The organism is Pseudomonas sp. B21-023 (assembly GCF_024749165.1).
In the GTDB taxonomy this organism is placed as follows: domain Bacteria; phylum Pseudomonadota; class Gammaproteobacteria; order Pseudomonadales; family Pseudomonadaceae; genus Aquipseudomonas.
In genome coordinates this window covers 3,646,930-3,669,065 of the sequence record NZ_CP087190.1, presented here as the reverse complement: position 1 = coordinate 3,669,065, position 22,136 = coordinate 3,646,930, and the positions used below count along the sequence as shown (strand labels likewise).

The window sequence follows — 22,136 nt, the reverse complement described above, 5'->3', positions numbered from 1 at the left end:
ATAAAAACGCCCGGCCAGGCCGGGCGTTGCACGCGACGGTCAGCTTAGATGCGTTTGGCCTGGGCCACCGCGTTGCCGATGTAGGTCGCCGGGGTCAGCTGCTTGAGCTCGGCCTTGGCTTCGGCCGGCATGTCCAGGCCGTCGATGAAGGTCAGCAGCGCGTCAGGGGTGATGCCCTTGCCACGGGTCAGCTCCTTGAGCTTCTCGTAGGGGTTCTCGATATTGAAGCGGCGCATCACGGTCTGGATCGGCTCGGCCAGGACTTCCCAGCAGGCGTCCAGGTCAGCGGCGATACGGGCTTCGTTGACTTCCAGCTTGCCGATGCCCTTGAGGCTGGCCTCGTAGGCGATGACGCTGTGGGCGAAGCCCACGCCCAGGTTGCGCAGCACGGTGGAGTCGGTCAGGTCACGCTGCCAGCGCGAGATCGGCAGCTTGCTGGCCAGGTGCTGGAACAGCGCATTGGCGATACCCAGGTTGCCTTCGGAGTTCTCGAAGTCGATCGGGTTGACCTTGTGCGGCATGGTCGAGGAGCCGATTTCGCCGGCAACGGTCTTCTGCTTGAAGTAGCCCAGCGAGATGTAGCCCCAGACGTCGCGGTCGAAGTCGATGAGGATGGTGTTGAAGCGGGCGATGGCGTCGAACAGCTCGGCAATGTAGTCGTGCGGCTCGATCTGGGTGGTGTAGGGGTTGAACACCAGGCCCAGCTCGTCTTCGATGAAGGCGCGGGCGTTGGCTTCCCAGTCGATCTGCGAGTAGGCCGACAGGTGGGCGTTGTAGTTGCCCACGGCGCCGTTGATCTTGCCCAGCAGCGGCACGGCGGCCACTTGCGCGATCTGGCGCTCCAGGCGGTAGACGACGTTGGCCAGTTCCTTGCCCAGGGTGGTCGGCGAGGCTGGCTGGCCATGGGTGCGCGAGAGCATCGGCACGGCGGCGTGGGTGTGGGCCAGGGTGCGGATCGCTTCGGCGATCTGACGCATCAGCGGCAGCAGCACTTCGTCACGGCCGGCGCGCAGCATCAGGGCGTGGGACAGGTTGTTGATGTCCTCGCTGGTGCAGGCGAAGTGGATGAACTCGCTGACCTTGGCCAACTCAGGCAACTGCGCGGCCTGCTCCTTGAGCAGGTACTCGATGGCCTTGACGTCGTGGTTGGTGGTGCGCTCGATTTCCTTGACGCGTTCGGCGTGCTCGAGCTTGAAGTCGGTGGCCAGGCTGTCCAGCACGGCGTTGGCTTCGGCGGAGAACGCCGGCACTTCGCCGATCTGCGGGTGGGCGGCCAGGCGCTGCAGCCAGCGCACTTCGACCAGGGCGCGGAAACGGATCAGGCCGAATTCGCTGAAAATGGGGCGCAGGGCCTGGGTTTTGCCGGCATAACGGCCGTCTACAGGGGAAACCGCAGTGAGCGAGGAGAGCTGCATGGGGTGTTCTCGGACAGTCAGGCTTTTGGAAGGGCGCATATCATACATGAAAAACGCGCCCGGGTCGGGTGGCTGACCAAAGGTCGGGCCATTTCGAAGCGTGTGGTGGCTGGCGCGGGAGCGGCGGCGCACCGCCGCTCCCGCGGTTCATTTCAATCGGCGGTACGCATCATGCCGTACAGCTCGTTGAGCAGCTTGCGCCGGCTGAACACCAGCTGCCAGCGATGTCCGCCCAGCTGGCGCCACAGGCGTGCGGCGCGGATGCCGGCCAGCAGCAGGGCACGGATCTTCGAGGCGTTGCTGGCCTGCTGCAGGAAGCGCATGTCGCCGTGCACCTGGATACGTTGGCGCAGGGTGCTCAGGGTGTCCTGGTACAAGGCGCCGCTGGAGGCGATGACGTTTTCATGAACCAGGCCGAAATGCTCGGCCTGGGACTGGATCTGCGGCAGGCGGTTGCCGATTGTGTCGAGCAGGTCGCCACGCTTGTTCAGTTGGCGCTCAAGGCCCAGCATCGACAGGGCGTAGCGCAGCGGCTCGCGTTGCAGGCTGCTGGGGTCGCGCTCCAGGGCGCCGACCAGTGCCCGGTAACCGTCGCGCAGGTTGAGGTCGTCGCCGCCGAACACTTCCAGGGTGTCCTTGGGGTCGACCACCAGCAGGCTGCCGAGCATGCAGCCGATATTGGCTTCGCTGGCCTGGCCGGTGCGGGCGATACGGTCCACCAACACGGCGGCCTGGAACACGCCGCCCAGGGCAATCAGTTGCTCCTGGAGGTTGTTCATGGGCGCGGGCTCCATGGCTCGGCGATTTCGATCACGCCGCCGCCCAGGCATACCTCGCCGTCGTAGAACACCACCGACTGGCCCGGGGTGACAGCGCGCTGCGGCTCGTCGAACACTGCGCGGTAGCCGCTGGCGGTCTGCTCCAGCGTGCACTGCTGGTCGCCCTGGCGGTAGCGCACCTTGGCGGTGAGCTTGCGCGGGCTGGACAGGTCGATCGGGTTTACCCAGAAAATTTCCGAGGCCAGCAGGGCGCGGGAGAACAGCCACGGATGCTCATTGCCCTGGCCGACCACCAGCACATTGCGCGTGAGGTCTTTTTCCAGCACGTACCACGGCTCGTCGCTGGCGTCCTTCAGGCCGCCGATGCCCAGGCCCTGGCGCTGGCCGATGGTGTGGTACATCAGGCCGTGGTGCTGGCCGATCACTTCACCCTCGGTGGTCTGGATCTCGCCCGGCTGGGCCGGCAGGTACTGCTTGAGGAAGTCGCTGAAACGGCGCTCGCCGATGAAGCAGATACCGGTGGAGTCCTTCTTCTTGGCCGTGGCCAGGCCGTGTTTCTCGGCGATGGCGCGTACCTCGGGTTTCTCCAGTTCGCCTACCGGGAACAGGGTGCGGGCGATTTCCTTGCCGCCGACGGCGTGCAGGAAGTAGCTCTGGTCCTTGTTCGGGTCCAGGCCCTTGAGCAGCTCGGTCAGCTCGCCAGTGTCGCGGCGGCGCACATAGTGGCCGGTGGCGATCAGGTCGGCGCCCAGGGATAGGGCGTAGTCGAGGAAGGCCTTGAACTTGATTTCGCGGTTGCAGAGGATGTCCGGGTTCGGCGTGCGGCCGGCTTTGTACTCCTCGAGGAAGTGCTCGAACACGTTGTCCCAGTACTCGGCGGCGAAGTTGGCGGTGTGCAGCTTGATGCCGATGCGGTCGCACACGGCCTGGGCGTCGGCCAGGTCTTCGCGGGCGGTGCAGTATTCGGTGCCGTCGTCCTCTTCCCAGTTCTTCATGAACAGACCTTCCACCTGGTAGCCCTGCTCCATGAGCAGAAGGGCGGAGACGGAAGAGTCCACGCCGCCGGACATGCCGACGATGACGCGGGTCTTGGCGGGGTCTTTGAGTGCTGGGCTGGTCATGGCTACCGATGTGTATCAGAGGGGAAAAACGCCGATTCTATCAAACCGGCGTCAGTCGCGCAGCAGGTCAAGGCTGTGCAGCGGGCCTTTGAGGTAGTCGTCGAGGCAGCGCGGCACCAGCTCGCTGCGCCAGCGCGACGGCTCGGCCAGCAGTTCGTCGCGGGTCAGCCATGCGGCGCGGACGATGTCGCTGTCCAGTGCGCGGCCTTGGTGGTGGCGCACGGGGCGGGCGGCGAAGCAGATGCGCTGGTAGGTGACGCCGTTGCTGGGGGCGGTATATAGGTAGATGCCGACCACGCCGGTGAGCTCGACTTCCCAGGCGGTTTCCTCGAGGGTTTCGCGCAGGGCGGCCTGGGTGATGGTTTCATTGGCTTCGAGGTGGCCGGCGGGCTGGTTGAAGACATGCCGGCCGGCCTTGAACTCCTCGACGAAGAGGAACTTGCCCTCGTGTTCGACGACGGTGGCGACAGTGATGTGGGGTTGCCAAGACACGGTCGATTCTCTCCCTAAGTAGCAAGTTTCAAGCTGCAAACCACAAGTAGAAGCAGTACGCGGACCGCTTTGGCTTATGCCTTGCAGCTTGAAACTTGCGGCTGAAAAAGCACAAACCCCGGTGCGTGGCCGGGGTTTGTGCTGTTACTTCAAGCGAACCTTACAGTGCTGCAATGGCGCTGTTCAGGGTCTGGCTTGGGCGCATCACCTTGGCGGTCAGCTCGGCATCCGGGGCGTAGTAGCCACCGATGTCGGCCGGCTTGCCCTGGACAGCGTTGAGCTCGGCGACGATGGTCGCTTCGTTCTCGCTCAGGGTCTTGGCCAGCGGGGCGAAGCGCGCCTGCAGGGCGGCGTCATCGGACTGGGCGGCCAGTGCTTCTGCCCAGTACAGGGTCAGGTAGAAGTGGCTGCCACGGTTGTCGATACCGCCAACCTTGCGCGAAGGCGACTTGTTGGTGTCGAGGAACTTGCCGGTGGCCTGGTCCAGGGTGTTGGCCAGGACCTTGGCGCGCGGGTTGTCGTAGGTGTTGCCCAGGTGCTCCAGGGAAGCGGCCAGGGCCAGGAATTCACCCAGCGAGTCCCAACGCAGGAAGTTCTCTTCAACCAGCTGCTGCACGTGCTTCGGTGCCGAACCACCGGCGCCGGTCTCGAACAGGCCACCGCCGTTCATCAGCGGCACGATCGACAGCATCTTGGCGCTGGTGCCCAGCTCCATGATCGGGAACAGGTCGGTCAGGTAGTCGCGCAGCACGTTGCCGGTCACCGAGATGGTGTCCTTGCCTTCGCGGATGCGGGCCAGGGAGAACTTGATGGCGTCGACCGGGGCCAGGATGCGGATATCCAGGCCGGCGGTGTCGTGGTCCTTCAGGTACTGCTGCACCTTCTCGATCATCACGCCGTCGTGGGCGCGGGCCGGGTCCAGCCAGAACACCGCCGGGGTGTTGCTCAGGCGGGCACGGTTGACGGCCAGCTTGACCCAGTCCTGGATCGGCGCGTCCTTGGTCTGGCACATGCGGAAGATGTCACCGGCTTCGACGTTCTGCTCCAGGACGACCTTGCCCTTGCCGTCGACCACGCGCACGACGCCGTCGGCCTTGATCTGGAAGGTCTTGTCGTGGGAGCCGTACTCTTCGGCTTTCTGCGCCATCAGGCCAACGTTCGGCACGCTGCCCATGGTGGTCGGGTCGAAGGCGCCGTTGGCCTTGCAGTCTTCGATGGTAGCCTGGTAGATGCCGGCGTAGCAGCGGTCCGGGATCACGGCCTTGGCGTCCTGCAGCTCACCTGCGGTGTTCCACATCTTGCCCGAGTCGCGGATCATCGCCGGCATCGAGGCGTCGACGATGACGTCGCTCGGTACGTGCAGGTTGGTGATGCCCTTGTCCGAGTTGACCATGGCCAGGGCCGGGCGAACGGCGTACAGGGCCTGGATATCGGCTTCGATCTCGGCTTGCTTTTCAGCAGGCAGGTCCTTGATGCGGGCGTACAGGTCGCCGATGCCGTTGTTGGCGTTGAAGCCCACTTCGGCCAGCGCGGCGGCGTGCTTGGCGAGCACGTCGTTGTAGAACTCTTCGACGATCACGCCGAACATGATCGGGTCGGAAACCTTCATCATGGTGGCTTTCAGGTGCACCGACAGCAGCACGCCGGAGGCCTTGGCATCGGCGATCTGCTCGGCGATGAAGGCTTTGAGGGCCTTGCGGCTCATGGTGGCGCAGTCGATCACTTCGGCGGCTTTGACGGCGGTCTTTTCTTTCAGCACGGTGGTGCTGCCGTCCTTGCCGACCAGCTCGATGCGCAGGCTGTCGTCAGCCTCGATCAGCGCGGCCTTCTCGCTGCCGTAGAAATCGCCCTGGGTCATGTGGGCAACGTGCGACTTGGAGTCGGCGGCCCAGGCGCCCATCTTGTGTGGGTGCTTGCGGGCGTAGTTCTTGACCGACAGCGGCGCGCGGCGGTCGGAGTTGCCTTCGCGCAGGACCGGGTTCACGGCGCTGCCCTTGATGCGGTCGTAGCGGGCGCGCGATTCTTTCTCTTCGGCGCTGGCCGGCTCGTCGGCGTAGTCGGGGATGTTGAAGCCCTTGGCTTGCAGCTCCTTGATCGCGGCCTTCAGCTGTGGAACCGAAGCGGAAATATTCGGCAGCTTGATGATGTTGGCTTCAGGGGTGGTGGCCAGCTGGCCCAGTTCCGCCAGGTGATCGCCTACCTGCTTCTCGGCGCCCAGTTGCTCCGGGAAGGCGGCGAGGATACGGCCGGCCAGGGAGATGTCGCGGGTTTCGACGGCGATGTCGGCGGAGGCAGTGAAGGCCTCGACGATCGGCAGCAGCGAGTAGGTGGCGAGGGCGGGGGCTTCGTCGGTGAAGGTGTAGATGATCTTGGAACGGGTGGGCATGCGGGTTAACTCTCTATGTGCTGAGCGTACTCGAGTCTCGAGGTGCGCAGGGTAGGCGCTTCGCCCTGGCGACGCCATGAGCGGAAAGTCGAGAGGCTGCGAGCGGTGATGGTGGATGCATCAGTCGAGCGTCAAGTGCTGGGCCGCGGTAACGACCCAGGCTTTGTGGCCATTCATGACCAAGGGCGAGCCGCATTTTCCTAGGGTTCGCCCCGATGACCCTATGGTCGCGCCGGAGTATATCAAACCCTTTGGGCTAATCAGCAAGGCGAAGTGGTATCAGCGCATTTATAAGACCAAAGACGTAGGGGCAATGTGGCGTGTTGCCGCATGCATTTGCCAGCTGTTTGCCGGTGTTGGCGGGCTCCTGCCTTGCAGGTCGGCGGATGTGGTTTAGGCTCAGTGGATCGCACGATTTCCAATCACCCAGGAAAAGCGGAGTAGTGCAGCATGGGATACCAGAAAATCAAGGTTCCGACCGATGGTGCCAAGATCACCGTCAATGCAGACCATTCGCTCAATGTTCCCGACAAACCCATCATTCCCTACATCGAAGGCGACGGCATCGGCGTGGACGTCTCGCCGGTGATGATCAAGGTGGTGGATGCCGCCGTGGAGAAGGCCTATGGCGGCAAGCGCAAGATCGCCTGGATGGAGGTGTACGCTGGCGAGAAGGCCACCCAGGTCTATGACCAGGACACCTGGCTGCCCCAGGAAACCCTGGATGCGGTGAAAGACTATGTGGTGTCGATCAAGGGGCCGCTGACCACGCCGGTCGGTGGCGGCATCCGTTCGTTGAACGTGGCGTTGCGCCAGCAACTCGACCTGTATGTGTGCCTGCGTCCGGTGGTGTGGTTCCAGGGCGTGCCGAGCCCGGTGAAAAAGCCGGGCGACGTCGACATGGTGATCTTCCGCGAGAACTCCGAGGACATCTATGCCGGCATCGAGTGGAAGGCCGGCTCGCCCGAGGCGAACAAAGTGATCAAGTTTCTCAAGGAGGAGATGGGCGTCACCAAGATCCGCTTCGACCAGGACTGCGGCATCGGCGTCAAGCCGGTATCGAAGGAAGGCACCAAGCGCCTGGTGCGCAAGGCCCTGCAATATGTCGTGGATAACGACCGCAAGTCGCTGACCCTGGTGCACAAGGGCAACATCATGAAGTTCACCGAAGGTGCCTTCAAGGACTGGGGCTATGAGGTGGCCCGCGACGAGTTCGGCGCCGAACTGCTCGATGGCGGTCCGTGGATGAAGTTCAAGAACCCGCGCACCGGCCGCGAGGTGATCGTCAAGGATGCCATCGCCGACGCCATGCTCCAGCAGATCCTGCTGCGCCCGGCCGAGTACGATGTAATCGCCACGCTCAACCTCAATGGTGACTACCTGTCCGACGCCCTGGCGGCGGAAGTGGGCGGTATCGGCATCGCGCCGGGGGCCAACCTGTCGGACACCGTGGCCATGTTCGAGGCCACTCACGGTACCGCGCCGAAGTACGCAGGCAAGGATCAGGTCAACCCAGGGTCGGTGATCCTGTCGGCCGAGATGATGCTGCGGCACATGGGCTGGACCGAGGCGGCGGACCTGATCATCAAGGGCACCAATGGCGCCATTGCGGCCAAGACCGTGACCTACGACTTCGAGCGCCTGATGGATGGCGCGACCCTGGTCGGCAGCTCGGGCTTTGGCGAGGCGTTGATCAAGCACATGTAAGCGTGGCAAAAAAACCGGTCGCCTCTTTAATTAAAGGGGCGACCGGTTTTTTCGTTTACCGGCAGACAGGCCAGAGGTCAGGCTTCGACGGTGCTGCCTGGGTTCGTGGCGCTGGCCTGGACGTTGCTGGTGGCGCTTCTGATGTCGGTCGCATGCAGCCCTTTGGGGCCCTGGATGATCTCGAAGTTCACGGTTTGGCCGGCTTTCAGCGTCTTGTAACCGTCCATCTGGATCGCTGAATAGTGGGCGAACAGATCATCGGTCTTACCGTCCTCGTTGATGAATCCGTAGCCCTTGGCATTGTTGAACCACTTGACTTTACCGCTTGCCATCCCTATGTCCCTCTGCAAAGGACTCCATCACTGGAGTATCATCCACTTCATCCGCATACGAACCTTGCGAGAAAATCTGGTTGACTGCGCGGATCTTTATCGACCACGGTGGGTTCTTATTGGTTGTAACACCGTTTTGCCGATAGTCAAGGTCAGCCGGCGCCCGCGCCGGGAGGGGCCTGCGCAGTCAACCCACAACCTTAACCTGTCGATCATGATGAAATTCTTTCCATGCATGTACTCAGTGAGATTCGACTAACATTCAATCAGGATCGCCCGCAGTCGCATGAGGACGGGCATGAGGACGATGGCGCGGGCCTTGCCGTCCAGGAGGCCAAGCCGATCCTGCAGGCGCCACCGATGTACAAGGTGGTTTTGTTCAACGATGACTACACGCCAATGGATTTCGTCGTCGAAGTGCTCGAGACGTTCTTCAATCTGAACCGCGAGCTGGCGACCAAGATCATGCTGACCGTCCATACCGAAGGGCGGGCAGTGTGCGGATTGTTTACCCGTGACATCGCCGAGACAAAGGCCATGCAGGTCAACCAATACGCCAGGGAAAGCCAGCATCCGCTACTCTGTGAAATCGAGAAGGACGGTTAATCGCCGACCACTTGGGTATGAGGTGAAGCTATGTTAAACCGCGAGCTCGAAGTCACCCTCAATCTGGCCTTCAAGGAGGCCCGTTCGAAACGTCATGAGTTCATGACCGTCGAGCACCTGCTGCTGGCACTCCTTGACAATGAGGCTGCCGCGACCGTTCTGCGCGCCTGTGGCGCCAATCTCGACAAGCTCAAGCACGACCTGCAGGAGTTCATCGATTCCACCACCCCGCTGATCCCCGTGCATGACGAGGACCGCGAGACGCAACCGACGCTGGGTTTCCAGCGCGTGCTGCAGCGTGCCGTGTTCCACGTGCAGAGCTCCGGCAAGCGCGAAGTGACCGGCGCCAACGTGCTGGTGGCGATCTTCAGCGAACAGGAAAGCCAGGCGGTGTTCCTGCTCAAGCAGCAGAGCGTGGCGCGTATCGACGTCGTCAACTACATCGCCCATGGCATCAGCAAGGTGCCGGGCCATGGGCCGAACACCGACAGCGACCAGGACATGCAGGATGAGGAGGGCGGCGAGGCTTCCTCTTCCAGCAACCCGCTGGACGCTTACGCCAGCAACCTCAACGAACTGGCCCGTGCCGGTCGTATCGATCCGCTGGTTGGTCGTGAGCAGGAGGTCGAGCGCGTCGCGCAGATCCTTGCCCGTCGGCGCAAGAACAACCCGTTGCTGGTCGGCGAGGCCGGCGTGGGCAAGACTGCCATCGCCGAAGGCCTGGCCAAGCGCATCGTCGATGGTCAGGTGCCCGACCTGCTGGCCCAGAGCGTCGTCTATTCCCTGGACCTCGGCGCGCTGCTGGCCGGCACCAAGTACCGTGGCGACTTCGAGAAGCGCTTCAAGGCGCTGCTCGGCGAGCTGCGCAAACGCCCGCAGGCGATCCTGTTCATCGACGAGATTCACACCATCATCGGCGCCGGTGCGGCTTCGGGTGGCGTGATGGATGCGTCCAACCTGCTCAAGCCGCTGTTGTCGTCTGGTGAGATCCGCTGCATCGGCTCAACCACGTTCCAGGAGTTCCGCGGCATCTTCGAGAAGGATCGCGCGCTGGCGCGTCGCTTCCAGAAGGTCGATGTCACCGAGCCGTCGGTGGAAGACACCGTGGGCATCCTGCGTGGCCTGAAAGGGCGCTTTGAAAGCCACCACAACATCGAGTACAGCGACGAGGCCCTGCGCGCCGCCGCCGAACTGGCGTCGCGCTACATCAATGACCGGCACATGCCGGACAAGGCCATCGACGTGATCGACGAGGCCGGCGCCTACCAGCGCCTGCAGCCTGAAGCCAATCGCGTCAAGCGTATCGACGTGCCGCAGGTCGAGGACATCGTCGCCAAGATCGCGCGGATCCCGCCGAAGCACGTCACCAGCTCCGACAAGGAGCTGCTGCGCAACCTCGAACGCGATCTGAAACTGACCGTGTTCGGCCAGGATGCGGCGATCGACTCGCTGGCCACCGCCATCAAGCTGTCCCGTGCCGGCCTCAAGGCGCCGGACAAGCCGGTGGGCTCGTTCCTGTTCGCCGGCCCCACCGGCGTGGGCAAGACCGAGGCGGCTCGCCAGCTGGCTAAGGCCTTGGGTGTCGAGTTGGTGCGCTTCGACATGTCCGAGTACATGGAGCGGCACACCGTGTCGCGGTTGATCGGTGCGCCGCCCGGCTACGTTGGGTTCGACCAGGGTGGCCTGCTGACCGAGGCCATCACCAAGCAGCCGCACTGCGTGTTGCTGCTCGATGAAATCGAGAAGGCTCATCCGGAAGTCTTCAACCTGCTGCTGCAGGTGATGGACCACGGGACCCTGACCGACAACAACGGGCGCAAGGCGGATTTTCGCAACGTGATCCTGATCATGACCACCAACGCTGGTGCCGAAACCGCCGCGCGCGCCTCGATCGGCTTCACCCACCAGGACCACTCCTCCGACGCCATGGAGGTCATCCGCAAGAGCTTCACGCCGGAGTTCCGCAACCGCCTGGACACCATCATCCAGTTCGGCCGCCTGTCCCACGAGACGATCAAGAGCATCGTCGACAAGTTCCTTATCGAACTGCAGGCGCAGCTGGAAGACAAACGTGTGCTGCTGGAGGTCACCGACGCCGCACGCGGCTGGCTGGCGGCCTCGGGCTACGACGTGCAGATGGGTGCGCGGCCAATGGCGCGGCTGATCCAGGACAAGATCAAGCGGCCGTTGGCCGAAGAGATCCTGTTCGGTGAGCTGGCCGAGCATGGCGGTGTGGTGCACATCGACCTGCGCGATGATGAGCTGGTGTTCGATTACGAGACCACGGCCGAGGTCGCGTAACGACCATCGCGGGGCCAGCCCGCTCCCACGCCAGCAGAATCTGGCGTGGGAGCGGGCTGGCCCCGCGATGCTTTTCAGCGTCCACAAAAAAGCCCGGCACAATGGCCGGGCTTTTTCATGGCTTGAGCTTAGCGCGCACGGTAGGTGATGCGGCCCTTGCTCAGGTCGTACGGCGTCAGTTCGACGCGGACCTTGTCGCCAGTGAGAATACGGATGTAGTTCTTGCGCATCTTGCCAGAGATGTGCGCGGTAACGACGTGCCCGTTTTCCAACTCCACGCGGAACATGGTGTTGGGCAGGGTGTCGACGACAGTGCCTTCCATTTCGAAGCTGTCTTCTTTCGACATGCAGTAAAGCCCTCGGTATCCAGTGATGGCCCGACGCGCAACTGCACCGGGCAAAAAAGTGGCGTGGATTATGCCCGAAAATTGTGTTTCAAGCCAATGCCTTTCAGTTGAGGGTGACCCAGCGCTGGTTGATCAGCAATTCGATGGGGCGGTACTGGGTCTTGTAGTTCATCTTCTTGCAGTTCTTGATCCAGTAGCCGAGGTAAACGGCCTCGAGGTTCTGGCGCAAGGCTTCGGTGATCTGCCAGAGGATCGCGTAGCGGCCAAGGCTGCGGCGCTCTTCTTCGGGCTCGTAGAAGGTGTAGACCGCCGACAGGCCGTTGGGCAGCAGGTCGCACACCGCCACGGCCAGCAGTCGGCCTTCCAGGCGGAACTCGTAGAACCAGCAGAACGGCAGGTCGCGCACCAGGAAGGTGGAGAACTGATCGCGGCTCGGCGGGTACATGTCGCCGTCGGCGTGACGCTGTTCGATATAGCGCCGGTACAGGTCGAAGTACTCTTCCTTGTACGCCGGGCGGGCGGCGCTGACGGTCAAGTCGGCGTTGCGCTTGAGGATGCGCCGCTGCTGGCGGTTGGGAATGAACCGCGCGGCGGGGATGCGCGCCGGCACGCAGGCGTTGCACTGCTGGCAATGCGGGCGATAGAGGTGGTCACCGCTGCGACGAAAGCCCATTTCCGACAGGTCGGCGTAGACGTGCACATCCATCGGCTGGCTGGGGTCGAGAAACAGTGTGGTCGCCTGCTCATCCGGCAGGTAGCTGCAGGAGTGGGGTTGAGTGGCATAGAACTTCAACCGCGCCAGCTCTGTCATGATCAACCCCTTAGGTGAGACGTTGTATCTAAGTGTAAGCCAGCTCCGGGAACTCGCCTAGGCAACCCAGCTGGCCGCACTGGGCTGGTCCAGATGGCGCGCCAGGTAATCGGCGAAGCTGGCCCGGCTGATGGCGCGGGCACCCAGGCTGTGCAGATGGTCGGTCGGCATCTGGCAGTCGATCAGCACGAAGCCTGCCTGCTTCAGGTGCTCGACCAGTGTCACGAATCCCACCTTGGAGGCATTGTCGGCGCGGCTGAACATCGATTCGCCAAAGAACAGCTGGCCCATGGCCAGGCCATACAGGCCGCCGACCAGTTCACCCTCCCGGCGTACTTCGACCGAATGGGCGATGCCGCGGCGGTGCAGCTCGCAGTAGGCGGCGCGCATGGTGTCGGTGATCCAGGTGCCATCGGCGTAATCCCGGGGCGCGGCGCAGGCGGCAATCACCGCCGGGAAGTCGCTGTCGAAGCTCACCTGGTAGCGGCCTTGGCGGATCAGCTTGGCCAGCGAGCGCGAGACATGCAGTTCGTCCGGAAGCAGCACGGTACGCGGGTCGGGCGACCACCAGAGGATCGGCTGGCCGTCCTGATACCAGGGGAAGCAGCCGTGGCGGTAGGCTGCGACCAGGCGATCCGGGGTCAGGTCGCCGCCGGCGGCAAGCAGGCCGTTGGGGTCGTGCAGGGCCTTTTCCAGAGGCGGGAAGGTCAGTGAGTCGCGGGTCAGCCAGGTGAGCATGGTGTTCTTGGGCGGCGGGGGAGGGGAGAGCGCCCAGCATGGCGTGGCTAGTGGATGAGGTCAACGACCGTCATCCCGGGGCATGCCCAGCGACGGGGCTGCCCAGGCAAAATCGACTGCCGATAATTCACGCATTCGCACCGCCATCGGCACCATCTGGCACATTTGCTGTCACACCTGTGCAAAAACACAGCATAAGCCTTTGTCACAAAAGAAAATGCATGCTCAAATTGCATCCATATGAAAGTCGCCCCGTTCACGCGCCATACAGCGTGCCGCCATGGCGGCGGGTGGGCAGTAATGTTAAAAGTAGTGGTTCATTGGCCGGTGACCGGCCAATCACTACTGGACGCGCAGCACGCGCAGGAATAGACGCGTTTTGAAGAAATCCACCGCAACTCCAGCCCCCTTGCCAGTGCCCCTGTGGCGGCAGCAGCTGCACTACCGCCTGAAGGAAGGTGCGCTGATTGCCGTTGGCGCCCTGTGCCTGTACCTGTGGATGGCACTGGTCACCTACGACACCGCCGACCCGGGCTTCAGCCATACCAGCAACGCCGAGCAGGTACAGAACGCCGCTGGCCGTGCCGGGGCCTATTTCGCCGACATCCTGTTTATGGTGCTCGGCTACTTCGCCTACATCTTCCCGCTGCTGCTGGCAATCAAGACCTGGCAGATCTTCCGCGAGCGGCATCAGCCCTGGCAGTGGAGCGGCTGGCTGTTCTCCTGGCGTCTGATCGGCCTGGTGTTCCTGGTTCTGTCGGGCGCGGCGCTGGCGCATATCCACTTCCATCCCTCGGCGAACATCCCGTTCTCCGCTGGCGGCGCACTGGGCGAAAGCCTGGGCGATCTGGCGCGCAACCTGTTGAACGTGCAGGGCAGCACGCTGATGTTCATTGCCCTGTTCCTGTTCGGCCTGACGGTGTTCACCGACCTGTCCTGGTTCAAAGTGATGGACCTGACGGGCAAGATTACCCTTGACCTGTTCGAACTGGTGCAAGGCGCAGCCAGCCGCTGGTGGGAAGCACGCAACGAGCGCAAGCGCCTGGAAGCCCAGCTGCGTGAAGTCGACGACCCGGTCTTTGACCTGGGCGGCAAAGGCGACAGGCGCGAGCCGGCCAAGGCGCAGCTGCGCGAGCGCGCCGAGCCTGTGATGACGCGCGACGAGCCGCCGGCCCGCCCAGTGGTGCCGCGCGAAGTGGCCGTGGCCCGCGAATCGGTCGTGCCGCGCGAAACCGTGGTAGCTCGCACCCAGCCCGCCGCCCCGGTGATCATCCCGCCGACCGCGGACAAGGCGCCGGAACCGAGCAAGCGGGTCATGAAGGAAAAACAGGCGCCGCTGTTCATCGACAGCGCGGTGGAAGGTACCTTGCCGTCCATTTCCATCCTTGACCCGGCCGAGCAGAAGAAGATCGAGTACTCGCCTGAGTCCCTGGCCGGTGTCGGTCAGTTGCTGGAGATCAAGCTCAAGGAATTCGGCGTGGAAGTCGCGGTGGACTCGATCCATCCGGGGCCGGTGATCACCCGTTACGAAATCCAGCCGGCCGCCGGCGTGAAGGTCAGCCGCATCGCCAACCTGGCCAAGGACCTGGCGCGTTCGCTGGCGGTGACCAGCGTGCGCGTGGTCGAGGTGATCCCCGGCAAGACCACCGTGGGCATCGAGATCCCCAACGAGAACCGCCAGATGGTGCGCTTCTCCGAGGTGTTGTCGTCGCCGCAATTCGACGAGAACAAGTCGCCGGTTACCCTGGCCCTGGGCCATGACATCGGCGGCAAGCCGGTGATCACCGACCTGGCCAAGATGCCCCACCTGCTGGTGGCCGGTACCACCGGCTCCGGTAAGTCGGTGGGTGTGAACGCGATGATCCTGTCGATCCTGTTCAAGTCCGGCCCGGAAGACGCGCGGCTGATCATGATCGACCCGAAGATGCTCGAACTGTCGATCTACGAAGGCATCCCGCACCTGCTGTGCCCGGTGGTCACCGACATGAAGGATGCCGCCAACGCCCTGCGCTGGAGCGTCGCTGAAATGGAGCGGCGCTACAAGCTGATGGCGGCCATGGGCGTGCGCAACCTGGCGGGATTCAACCGCAAGATCAAGGATGCCCAGGAAGCCGGCGAAGTCATCCACGACCCGCTGTACCGTCGCGAGAGCATGGACGACGAGCCGCCGACGCTGAAGACCCTGCCGACCATCGTGGTGGTGGTCGACGAATTCGCCGACATGATGATGATCGTCGGCAAGAAGGTCGAGGAACTGATCGCGCGTATCGCCCAGAAGGCCCGTGCCGCCGGTATCCACCTGATCCTCGCCACCCAGCGCCCGTCGGTGGACGTAATCACCGGCCTGATCAAGGCCAACATCCCGACCCGCATGGCGTTCCAGGTGTCGAGCAAGATCGACTCGCGGACCATCATCGACCAGGGCGGCGCCGAACAGTTGCTCGGCCACGGTGACATGCTCTACATGCCGCCGGGCACCAGCCTGCCGATCCGCGTGCATGGCGCCTTCGTCTCCGACGACGAGGTGCACCGCACGGTCGAGGCCTGGAAGCTGCGCGGCGCGCCGGACTACAACGACGACATCCTCAATGGTGTCGAAGAGGCCGGCAGCGGTTTCGACAGCGGCAGCGGTGGCGGCGATGGCGAAGACTCGGAAAGCGATGCCCTGTACGACGAAGCCGTGCAGTTCGTGCTGGAAAGCCGCCGGGCGTCGATCTCGGCGGTGCAGCGCAAGCTCAAGATCGGCTACAACCGCGCCGCGCGCATGATCGAGGCGATGGAGATGGCCGGTGTGGTTACCCCCATGAACAGCAACGGCTCGCGGGAAGTGATTGCTCCGGGCGGCCCACGCGATTGATGAACAACCTGTCGGGCGCCATAGACGGCGCCCGGCCCCTTCACTGTGCAATGAGGATTTCCATGCGCGCGATTCGCATGCTGTTGGTTTCTGCCCTGGCCACGGCCAGCCTGTCGGCCCACGCCGGCGAACAGGACGTCCAGCGCCTGACGCAATTGCTGGAGAAGTCGCAGACCATCGAGGCCAATTTCTCCCAGTTGACCCTGGATGCTGGTGGCACCAGTCTGCAGGAGACCAGCGGCAAGATGACCGTCAAGCGTCCGGGCCTGTTCTACTGGCATACCGACGCGCCCCAGGAGCAAGTGGTGGTGTCCGACGGCAAGAACGTCACCCTGTGGGACCCGGACCTGGAGCAGGCCACCGTCAAGAAGCTCGATGTGCGCCTGAACCAGACGCCGGCGCTGCTGCTGTCCGGTGACGTCTCGAAGATCAGTCAGAGCTTCGACATCACCTCCAAGGAGCAGGGCGAGGTCATGGACTTCACCTTGAAACCCAAGACCAAGGACACCCTGTTCGACTCGCTGCGCGTGTCGTTCCGCCGGGGGTTGATCAATGACATGCAGCTGATCGACAGCGTCGGCCAGCGCACCAACATCCTGTTCAATGGCGTCAAGGCCAACCAGGCGGTGCCGGACAGCAAGTTCAAGTTCGACATCCCCAAAGGCGCGGACGTCATCAAGGAGTAAGCGGAGCCTGTGATGGACCTGTTTCGAAGCGAACCCGTCGCCCAGCCCCTGGCCGCCCGCCTGCGCCCGTCGAACCTGGACGAGTATGTCGGCCAGGAGCACCTGCTGGCGCGCGGCAAGCCGCTGCGCGAGGCGCTGGAGCAGGGTGCGCTGCACTCGATGATCTTCTGGGGCCCGCCCGGGGTGGGCAAGACCACCCTGGCGCGGCTGCTGGCGCAGTTTTGCGACGCCCACTTCGAAACGGTCTCGGCGGTGCTGGCTGGGGTCAAGGAGATCCGCCAAGCCGTCGAGGTGGCCAAGCAGCAGGCCGGCCAGTATGGTCGGCGCACCATCCTGTTCGTCGATGAAGTGCATCGTTTCAACAAGTCGCAACAGGACGCTTTCCTGCCCTACGTGGAAGACGGCACGCTGATCTTCATCGGCGCGACTACCGAAAACCCGTCCTTCGAACTGAACAACGCGCTGCTGTCGCGGGCGCGGGTCTATGTACTCAAGAGCCTGGACGAGGCCGCGCTGCGCAAACTGGTCGATCGCGCCCTGAGCGAGGAGCGCGGCCTGGGCAAGCGCAACCTGCGGGTGGGTGACGAAGCCTTCAAGATGCTCATGGCCGCCGCCGACGGCGATGGCCGGCGCATGCTCAACTTCCTCGAGAACGCCTCGGACCTGGCTGAAGATGGCGGCGAGATCGGCGTCGAACTGCTGCAGAGCCTGCTCGGTGACAGCCGCCGCCGCTTCGACAAGGGTGGCGAGGCGTTCTATGACCAGATATCGGCGCTGCACAAGTCGGTGCGTGGTTCCAACCCGGACGGTGCGCTGTACTGGTATGCACGTATGCTCGACGGTGGCTGCGACCCGTTGTACATCGCCCGGCGGGTGGTGCGCATGGCCAGCGAGGACATCGGCAACGCCGACCCCCGCGCCCTGAGCCTGTGCCTGGCAGCCTGGGACGTGCAGGAGCGCCTGGGCAGCCCAGAAGGCGAGCTGGCGGTGGCCCAGGCCATCACCTACATCGCCTGCGCGCCAAAAAGCAACGCGGTGTACATGGGCTTCAAGGCGGCGATGCGCGAGGCGGCCGAGCACGGCTCGCTGGAAGTGCCGCTGCACCTGCGCAACGCGCCGACCAAACTGATGAAGCAACTGGGCTATGGCGATGAGTACCGCTACGCTCATGACGAGCCGGACGCCTATGCCGCCGGTGAGGACTATTTTCCCGAGCAGCTCGAACCGCGCCAGTACTATCAGCCAGTGCCCCGCGGGCTGGAACTGAAAATCGGCGAGAAGCTCAAGCACCTGGCCGAACTCGATCGTGCCAGCCCCCGCCAGCGGAGAAAACCTTGATTGCATTGATTGCCGCAGTCAGCGCCGGCGGTATCGCCGGCACGCTGTTGCGTTTCGCCACTGCCAACTGGGTGACGGCCCACTGGCCGCGATACTTCTATGCCGGTACGCTGGCGGTCAATCTGGTCGGCTGCCTGCTGATCGGCCTGTTGTACGGGCTGTTCCTGCACAAGCCGCTGGTGCCGGTCGAGCTGCGCGCCGGGCTGATCGTCGGCTTTCTCGGCGGCCTGACCACCTTTTCCTCCTTCTCGCTCGATACCGTGCGCCTGATGGAAAGCGGGCAGGTCCCGCTGGCCTTGGGCTATACCATTATCAGCGTGGTGGGCGGCCTGCTCGCGACCTGGGCCGGCCTGTCCCTGACCCGATTCTGAACCAACACCTACTTATAACGAGAGAACGATATGCTCGATTCCAAACTGTTACGCGGCCAACTTCAGGAAGTGGCTGACCGCCTGGCCTCCCGTGGCTTCAGCCTGGATGTCGCGCGCATCGAATCGCTGGAAGAGCGCCGCAAGGCGGTGCAGACCCGCACCGAGCAACTGCAGGCTGAGCGTAACGCCCGCTCCAAGTCCATCGGCCAGGCCAAGGCCAAGGGTGAGGACATCGCCCCGCTGATGGCCGACGTCGAGCGCATGGCCAACGAGCTGGCCGCCGGCAAGACCGAGCTGGACGGTATCCAGGCGGAACTGGACGGCATCCTGCTGACCATCCCCAACCTGCCCGACGCCAGCGTGCCGGTCGGCGCCAGCGAAGACGACAACGTCGAAGTGCGCCGCTGGGGCACGCCGAAGGCCTTCGATTTCGAGATCAAGGACCACGTCGCCCTGGGCGAGGTCAGCGGTGGCCTGGACTTCGAGGCCGCGGCCAAGCTGTCCGGCGCCCGCTTTGCCGTGCTGCGTGGCCCGGTGGCCCGCCTGCACCGCGCCCTGGCGCAGTTCATGATCAACCTGCACACCGGCGAGCACGGCTACGAGGAGCACTACACCCCGTACCTGGTGCAGGCCCCGGCCCTTCAGGGCACCGGCCAGCTGCCGAAGTTCGAGGAAGACCTGTTCAAGATCTCCCGCGAAGGCGAGGCCGATTTCTACCTGATTCCGACCGCCGAAGTGTCGCTGACCAACCTGGTGGCGGGTGAAATCCTCGACGCCAAGCAGCTGCCGCTGAAGCTGGTCGCCCACACCCCGTGCTTCCGCAGCGAGGCCGGCGCCTCGGGCCGTGATACCCGCGGCATGATCCGCCAGCACCAGTTCGACAAGGTCGAGATGGTCCAGGTAGTCGAACCCGCTAAATCCATGGAAGCCCTGGAAGGCCTGACCGCCAACGCCGAGCGCGTGCTCCAGTTGCTGGAACTGCCGTACCGCGTACTGGCGCTGTGCACCGGCGACATGGGCTTCGGCGCGGTGAAGACCTACGACCTGGAAGTCTGGGTGCCAAGCCAGGACAAGTACCGCGAAATCAGCTCCTGCTCCAACTGCGGTGACTTCCAGGCACGTCGCATGCAAGCCCGCTGGCGCAACCCGGAAACCGGCAAGCCGGAGCTGGTGCACACCCTCAACGGGTCGGGCCTGGCCGTTGGCCGTACCTTGGTCGCCGTGCTGGAGAACTACCAGCAGGCTGACGGTTCGATCCGTGTGCCTGAAGTGCTCAAGCCGTACATGGGTGGCGTCGAGGTCATTCGCTGAATGGACTACCTGCCGCTGTTCCACAAGCTGCAGGGTGGCCGTGTGCTGGTCGTCGGCGGCGGCGAGATCGCCTTGCGCAAGGCGCGCTTGCTGGCCGACGCCGGCGCCGCGCTGCGGGTGGTGGCGCCTGAGGTCGACGGCCAGCTCGCCACGCTGGCCCGTGAGGGCGGGGGCGAGGTCCTGGTGCGTGGCTACCAGGCCTCGGACCTGGACGGCTGCCGGCTGGTGATCGCGGCGACCGACGACTCGGCGCTCAACGCCCAGGTCTCGACCGAGGCCCAGGCGCGCAGCCTGCCGGTCAACGTGGTGGACGCTCCGGCCCTGTGCACGGTGATCTTCCCGGCCATCGTCGACCGTTCACCGTTGGTGGTGGCGGTCTCCAGCGGCGGCGACGCTCCGGTGCTGGCGCGGCTGATCCGCGCCAAGCTGGAAGCCTGGATTCCATCCGCCTATGGCGAACTTGCCGGCCTGGCCGCACGCTTCCGTGAGCGGGTCAAGGCCTTGTACCCGGATGTCAACCAGCGTCGCGGCTTCTGGGAAACTGTGTTCCAGGGCCCGATCGCCGAACGTCAGCTGGCCGGGCAGGGCGCCGAGGCTGAGCGCCTGTTACAGGCGATGGTCGACGGCGCGCCGGTGCAGCAGGGCGGCGAGGTGTACTTGGTGGGCGCGGGGCCGGGCGATCCGGACCTGCTGACCTTCCGCGCCCTGCGCCTGATGCAGCAAGCCGATGTGGTGCTTTACGACCGTCTGGTGGCCCCGGCCATCATCGAGATGTGCCGGCGTGACGCCGAACGCATCTATGTCGGCAAGCGCCGCGCCGATCATGCCGTGCCGCAGGATAAGATCAACCGCCTGCTGGTCGACCTGGCTCGCCAGGGCAAGCGCGTGCTACGGCTCAAAGGTGGCGATCCGTTCATCTTTGGCCGGGGAGGCGAGGAGATCGAAGAGCTGGCCGACGAGGGTATTCCGTTCCAGGTGGTGCCGGGCATCACGGCAGCCAGTGGTTGTTCGGCCTATGGCGGGATTCCGCTGACCCACCGGGACTATGCCCAGTCGGTGCGCTTCGTTACTGGCCACCTGAAGGATGGCACCAGCAACCTGCCCTGGAATGACCTGGTGGCTCCGGCCCAGACCTTGGTGTTCTATATGGGCCTGGTCGGCTTGCCGACCATCTGCGCCGAGTTGATCCGCCATGGCCGTGCGGCGAGTACGCCGGCCGCGCTGGTGCAGCAGGGGACCACTCGCAACCAGCGGGTGTTCACCGGCACCCTGGCCGACCTGCCGGCGCTGGTGGCACGCCACGAAGTGCATGCGCCGACCCTGGTGATCGTCGGGGAAGTGGTGCAGTTGCGCGAGAAACTGGCGTGGTTCGAAGGCTCGCAAGACGTCTGAAATGACTGGGGCCGCCTTGCGGCCCATCGCCACGATAAGCCGGCTCGCATAGGATCATACAAGCCCCTGTGGGAGCCGGCTTGTCGTGGCGACGAACCGCGGCGATGGGCTGCAAAGCAGCCCCAGCTTTATCAAGCCTTCCAGATCCCTTTGCCCATTAACCGCTCCCGATCATGCGGCAAGCCGAAATCCTGCAGCGGCCCCTTGGGCACGATCCCGTTCGGGTTGATGGTCTTGTGGCTCATGTAATAGTGCTTCTGGATGTGCTCCATGTTCACTGTGTCCGCCACGCCCGGCCATTGATACAGCTCACGCAGCCAGTTGGACAGGTTCGGGTAGTCGCTCAAGCGGCGCAGGTTGCACTTGAAGTGACCGTGGTATACCGCGTCGAAACGCACCAGGGTGGTGAACAGACGCACATCGGCTTCGGTCAGGTACTCACCGGCCAGGTAACGCTGGCGGCCCAGTAGCGCCTCTAAGCGGTCCAGTTCGTTGAAGACATCGTCGAAGGCGGCCTCGTAAGCCTCTTGCGCGGTGGCAAAGCCTGCGCGGTACACGCCGTTGTTCACGGCCGGGTAGATACGTTCGTTGAGCGCATCGATGGTCGCGCGCAGCGGCTCGGGGTACAGGTCCAGGGTGTTGTCGGTCAGTTCGTTGAACGCGCTGTTGAAGATGCGGATGATCTCGGCCGACTCATTGTTGACGATGCGCTTCTCCTGCTTGTCCCACAGCACCGGCACGGTCACGCGCCCGGTGTAATGCGGGTCGTCCTGGGTGTAGCGCTGGTGCAGGTATTGCAATGCGTCCAGATGATCACCGCTGGAGCCCTGCTGCTGGTCGAAGGTCCAGCCGTGCTCGCCCATCAGCCAACTGACCACAGAGACACCGATCAGCGGTTCCAGGCCCTTGATGGCGCGGAAAATCAGGGTGCGATGCGCCCAGGGGCAGGCCAGCGACACATACAGATGATAGCGGCCGGCCTCGGCGGCGGGCAGTTGATTGCGGCGCTGGGCGTTCTCGCGCTTGAACGCGCCATCCTGGCTGGTCTGGTACCACTGGTCATGCCAATGGCCATCGATCAAAAGGCCCATTGCAAAGCTCCTCGGAACAAAGTCGTTTGTCGTTGGAGCTCAGTCTAGTGAAAAG

Annotated in this window: 19 protein-coding genes; 9 read left to right on the top strand and 10 right to left on the bottom strand. The window is 63.9% G+C overall.

Features of this window, described 5'->3' with window-relative positions; translation table 11 throughout:
- Window positions 1-44: 44 nt before the first annotated feature.
- From purB to LOY42_RS16395, 5 genes are all read right to left on the bottom strand, one after another.
- Entirely contained in the window at window positions 45-1,415 is a 1,371-nt protein-coding gene (gene purB, locus LOY42_RS16415; protein ID WP_046856178.1) for an adenylosuccinate lyase, read from the bottom strand.
- A gap of 152 nt (window positions 1,416-1,567) precedes the next feature.
- Window positions 1,568-2,194, bottom strand: a complete 627-nt coding sequence (gene hflD, locus LOY42_RS16410) for a high frequency lysogenization protein HflD (protein ID WP_102682654.1) — start codon at window positions 2,192-2,194, stop codon at window positions 1,568-1,570.
- Entirely contained in the window at window positions 2,191-3,315 is a 1,125-nt protein-coding gene (gene mnmA / locus LOY42_RS16405; RefSeq protein WP_102682653.1) for a tRNA 2-thiouridine(34) synthase MnmA, read from the bottom strand. Before mnmA ends, hflD begins: the two co-directional genes overlap by 4 nt.
- A gap of 51 nt (window positions 3,316-3,366) precedes the next feature.
- Window positions 3,367-3,807: an NUDIX hydrolase gene (locus tag LOY42_RS16400; RefSeq protein WP_102682652.1), complete on the bottom strand. Its 441-nt coding sequence runs from the start codon at window positions 3,805-3,807 to the stop codon at window positions 3,367-3,369.
- Between the two features lie 160 nt (window positions 3,808-3,967).
- Entirely contained in the window at window positions 3,968-6,193 is a 2,226-nt protein-coding gene (locus tag LOY42_RS16395) for an NADP-dependent isocitrate dehydrogenase (protein ID WP_046856175.1), read from the bottom strand.
- 450 nt (window positions 6,194-6,643) lie between these two features.
- Between LOY42_RS16395 and icd the strand changes: the two genes are divergently transcribed.
- Entirely contained in the window at window positions 6,644-7,900 is a 1,257-nt protein-coding gene (icd, locus tag LOY42_RS16390; protein WP_198755745.1) for an NADP-dependent isocitrate dehydrogenase, read from the top strand.
- A 77-nt stretch (window positions 7,901-7,977) separates the two neighbouring features.
- Here icd and cspD read toward each other — a convergent pair whose 3' ends face one another.
- A complete protein-coding gene (cspD, locus tag LOY42_RS16385; protein WP_102682648.1) occupies window positions 7,978-8,232 on the bottom strand; it encodes a cold shock domain-containing protein CspD in 255 nt (84 codons plus the stop codon).
- A gap of 231 nt (window positions 8,233-8,463) precedes the next feature.
- On the opposite strand from cspD, the gene clpS reads away from it, so the two are divergent.
- Both clpS and clpA read left to right on the top strand, forming a co-directional pair.
- Complete coding sequence (gene clpS / locus LOY42_RS16380) at window positions 8,464-8,838, top strand: ATP-dependent Clp protease adapter ClpS (protein ID WP_023630410.1); 375 nt, start codon at window positions 8,464-8,466, stop codon at window positions 8,836-8,838.
- A gap of 30 nt (window positions 8,839-8,868) precedes the next feature.
- Window positions 8,869-11,139, top strand: a complete 2,271-nt coding sequence (gene clpA, locus LOY42_RS16375; RefSeq protein WP_038705843.1) for an ATP-dependent Clp protease ATP-binding subunit ClpA — start codon at window positions 8,869-8,871, stop codon at window positions 11,137-11,139.
- Window positions 11,140-11,267: 128 nt separating this feature from the next.
- Here clpA and infA read toward each other — a convergent pair whose 3' ends face one another.
- The 3 genes from infA to aat all read right to left on the bottom strand — a co-directional run bounded on the left by infA (window position 11,268) and on the right by aat (window position 13,035).
- A complete protein-coding gene (infA, locus tag LOY42_RS16370; protein WP_002553999.1) occupies window positions 11,268-11,486 on the bottom strand; it encodes a translation initiation factor IF-1 in 219 nt (72 codons plus the stop codon).
- Between the two features lie 103 nt (window positions 11,487-11,589).
- Complete coding sequence (locus LOY42_RS16365) at window positions 11,590-12,297, bottom strand: arginyltransferase (RefSeq protein WP_102682647.1); 708 nt, start codon at window positions 12,295-12,297, stop codon at window positions 11,590-11,592.
- A 57-nt stretch (window positions 12,298-12,354) separates the two neighbouring features.
- The gene (aat, locus tag LOY42_RS16360) at window positions 12,355-13,035 is read right to left on the bottom strand and encodes a leucyl/phenylalanyl-tRNA--protein transferase (protein WP_110698418.1); all 681 of its coding nucleotides are present in this window, start codon (window positions 13,033-13,035) and stop codon (window positions 12,355-12,357) included.
- A 379-nt stretch (window positions 13,036-13,414) separates the two neighbouring features.
- Here aat and LOY42_RS16355 point away from each other — a divergent pair, with 379 nt between their 5' ends.
- From LOY42_RS16355 to cysG, 6 genes are all read left to right on the top strand, one after another.
- Window positions 13,415-15,892, top strand: a complete 2,478-nt coding sequence (locus tag LOY42_RS16355; protein ID WP_258598450.1) for a DNA translocase FtsK — start codon at window positions 13,415-13,417, stop codon at window positions 15,890-15,892.
- A gap of 62 nt (window positions 15,893-15,954) precedes the next feature.
- Entirely contained in the window at window positions 15,955-16,578 is a 624-nt protein-coding gene (gene lolA / locus LOY42_RS16350; RefSeq protein ID WP_102682644.1) for an outer membrane lipoprotein chaperone LolA, read from the top strand.
- Between the two features lie 12 nt (window positions 16,579-16,590).
- A complete protein-coding gene (locus LOY42_RS16345) occupies window positions 16,591-17,916 on the top strand; it encodes a replication-associated recombination protein A (protein ID WP_102682643.1) in 1,326 nt (441 codons plus the stop codon).
- Window positions 17,913-18,287 (top strand): fluoride efflux transporter CrcB, encoded by a 375-nt coding sequence (gene crcB / locus LOY42_RS16340; protein ID WP_139671868.1) that lies wholly within the window; start codon window positions 17,913-17,915, stop codon window positions 18,285-18,287. The genes LOY42_RS16345 and crcB overlap by 4 nt, the downstream gene beginning before the upstream one ends.
- A 30-nt stretch (window positions 18,288-18,317) precedes the next feature.
- Window positions 18,318-19,598, top strand: a complete 1,281-nt coding sequence (gene serS, locus LOY42_RS16335) for a serine--tRNA ligase (protein ID WP_139671867.1) — start codon at window positions 18,318-18,320, stop codon at window positions 19,596-19,598.
- Window positions 19,599-20,990: a siroheme synthase CysG gene (gene cysG, locus LOY42_RS16330; protein WP_102682640.1), complete on the top strand. Its 1,392-nt coding sequence runs from the start codon at window positions 19,599-19,601 to the stop codon at window positions 20,988-20,990.
- Window positions 20,991-21,121: 131 nt separating this feature from the next.
- Here cysG and LOY42_RS16325 read toward each other — a convergent pair whose 3' ends face one another.
- A complete protein-coding gene (locus LOY42_RS16325; protein WP_139671863.1) occupies window positions 21,122-22,081 on the bottom strand; it encodes a glutathione S-transferase family protein in 960 nt (319 codons plus the stop codon).
- Window positions 22,082-22,136: the final 55 nt, after the last annotated feature.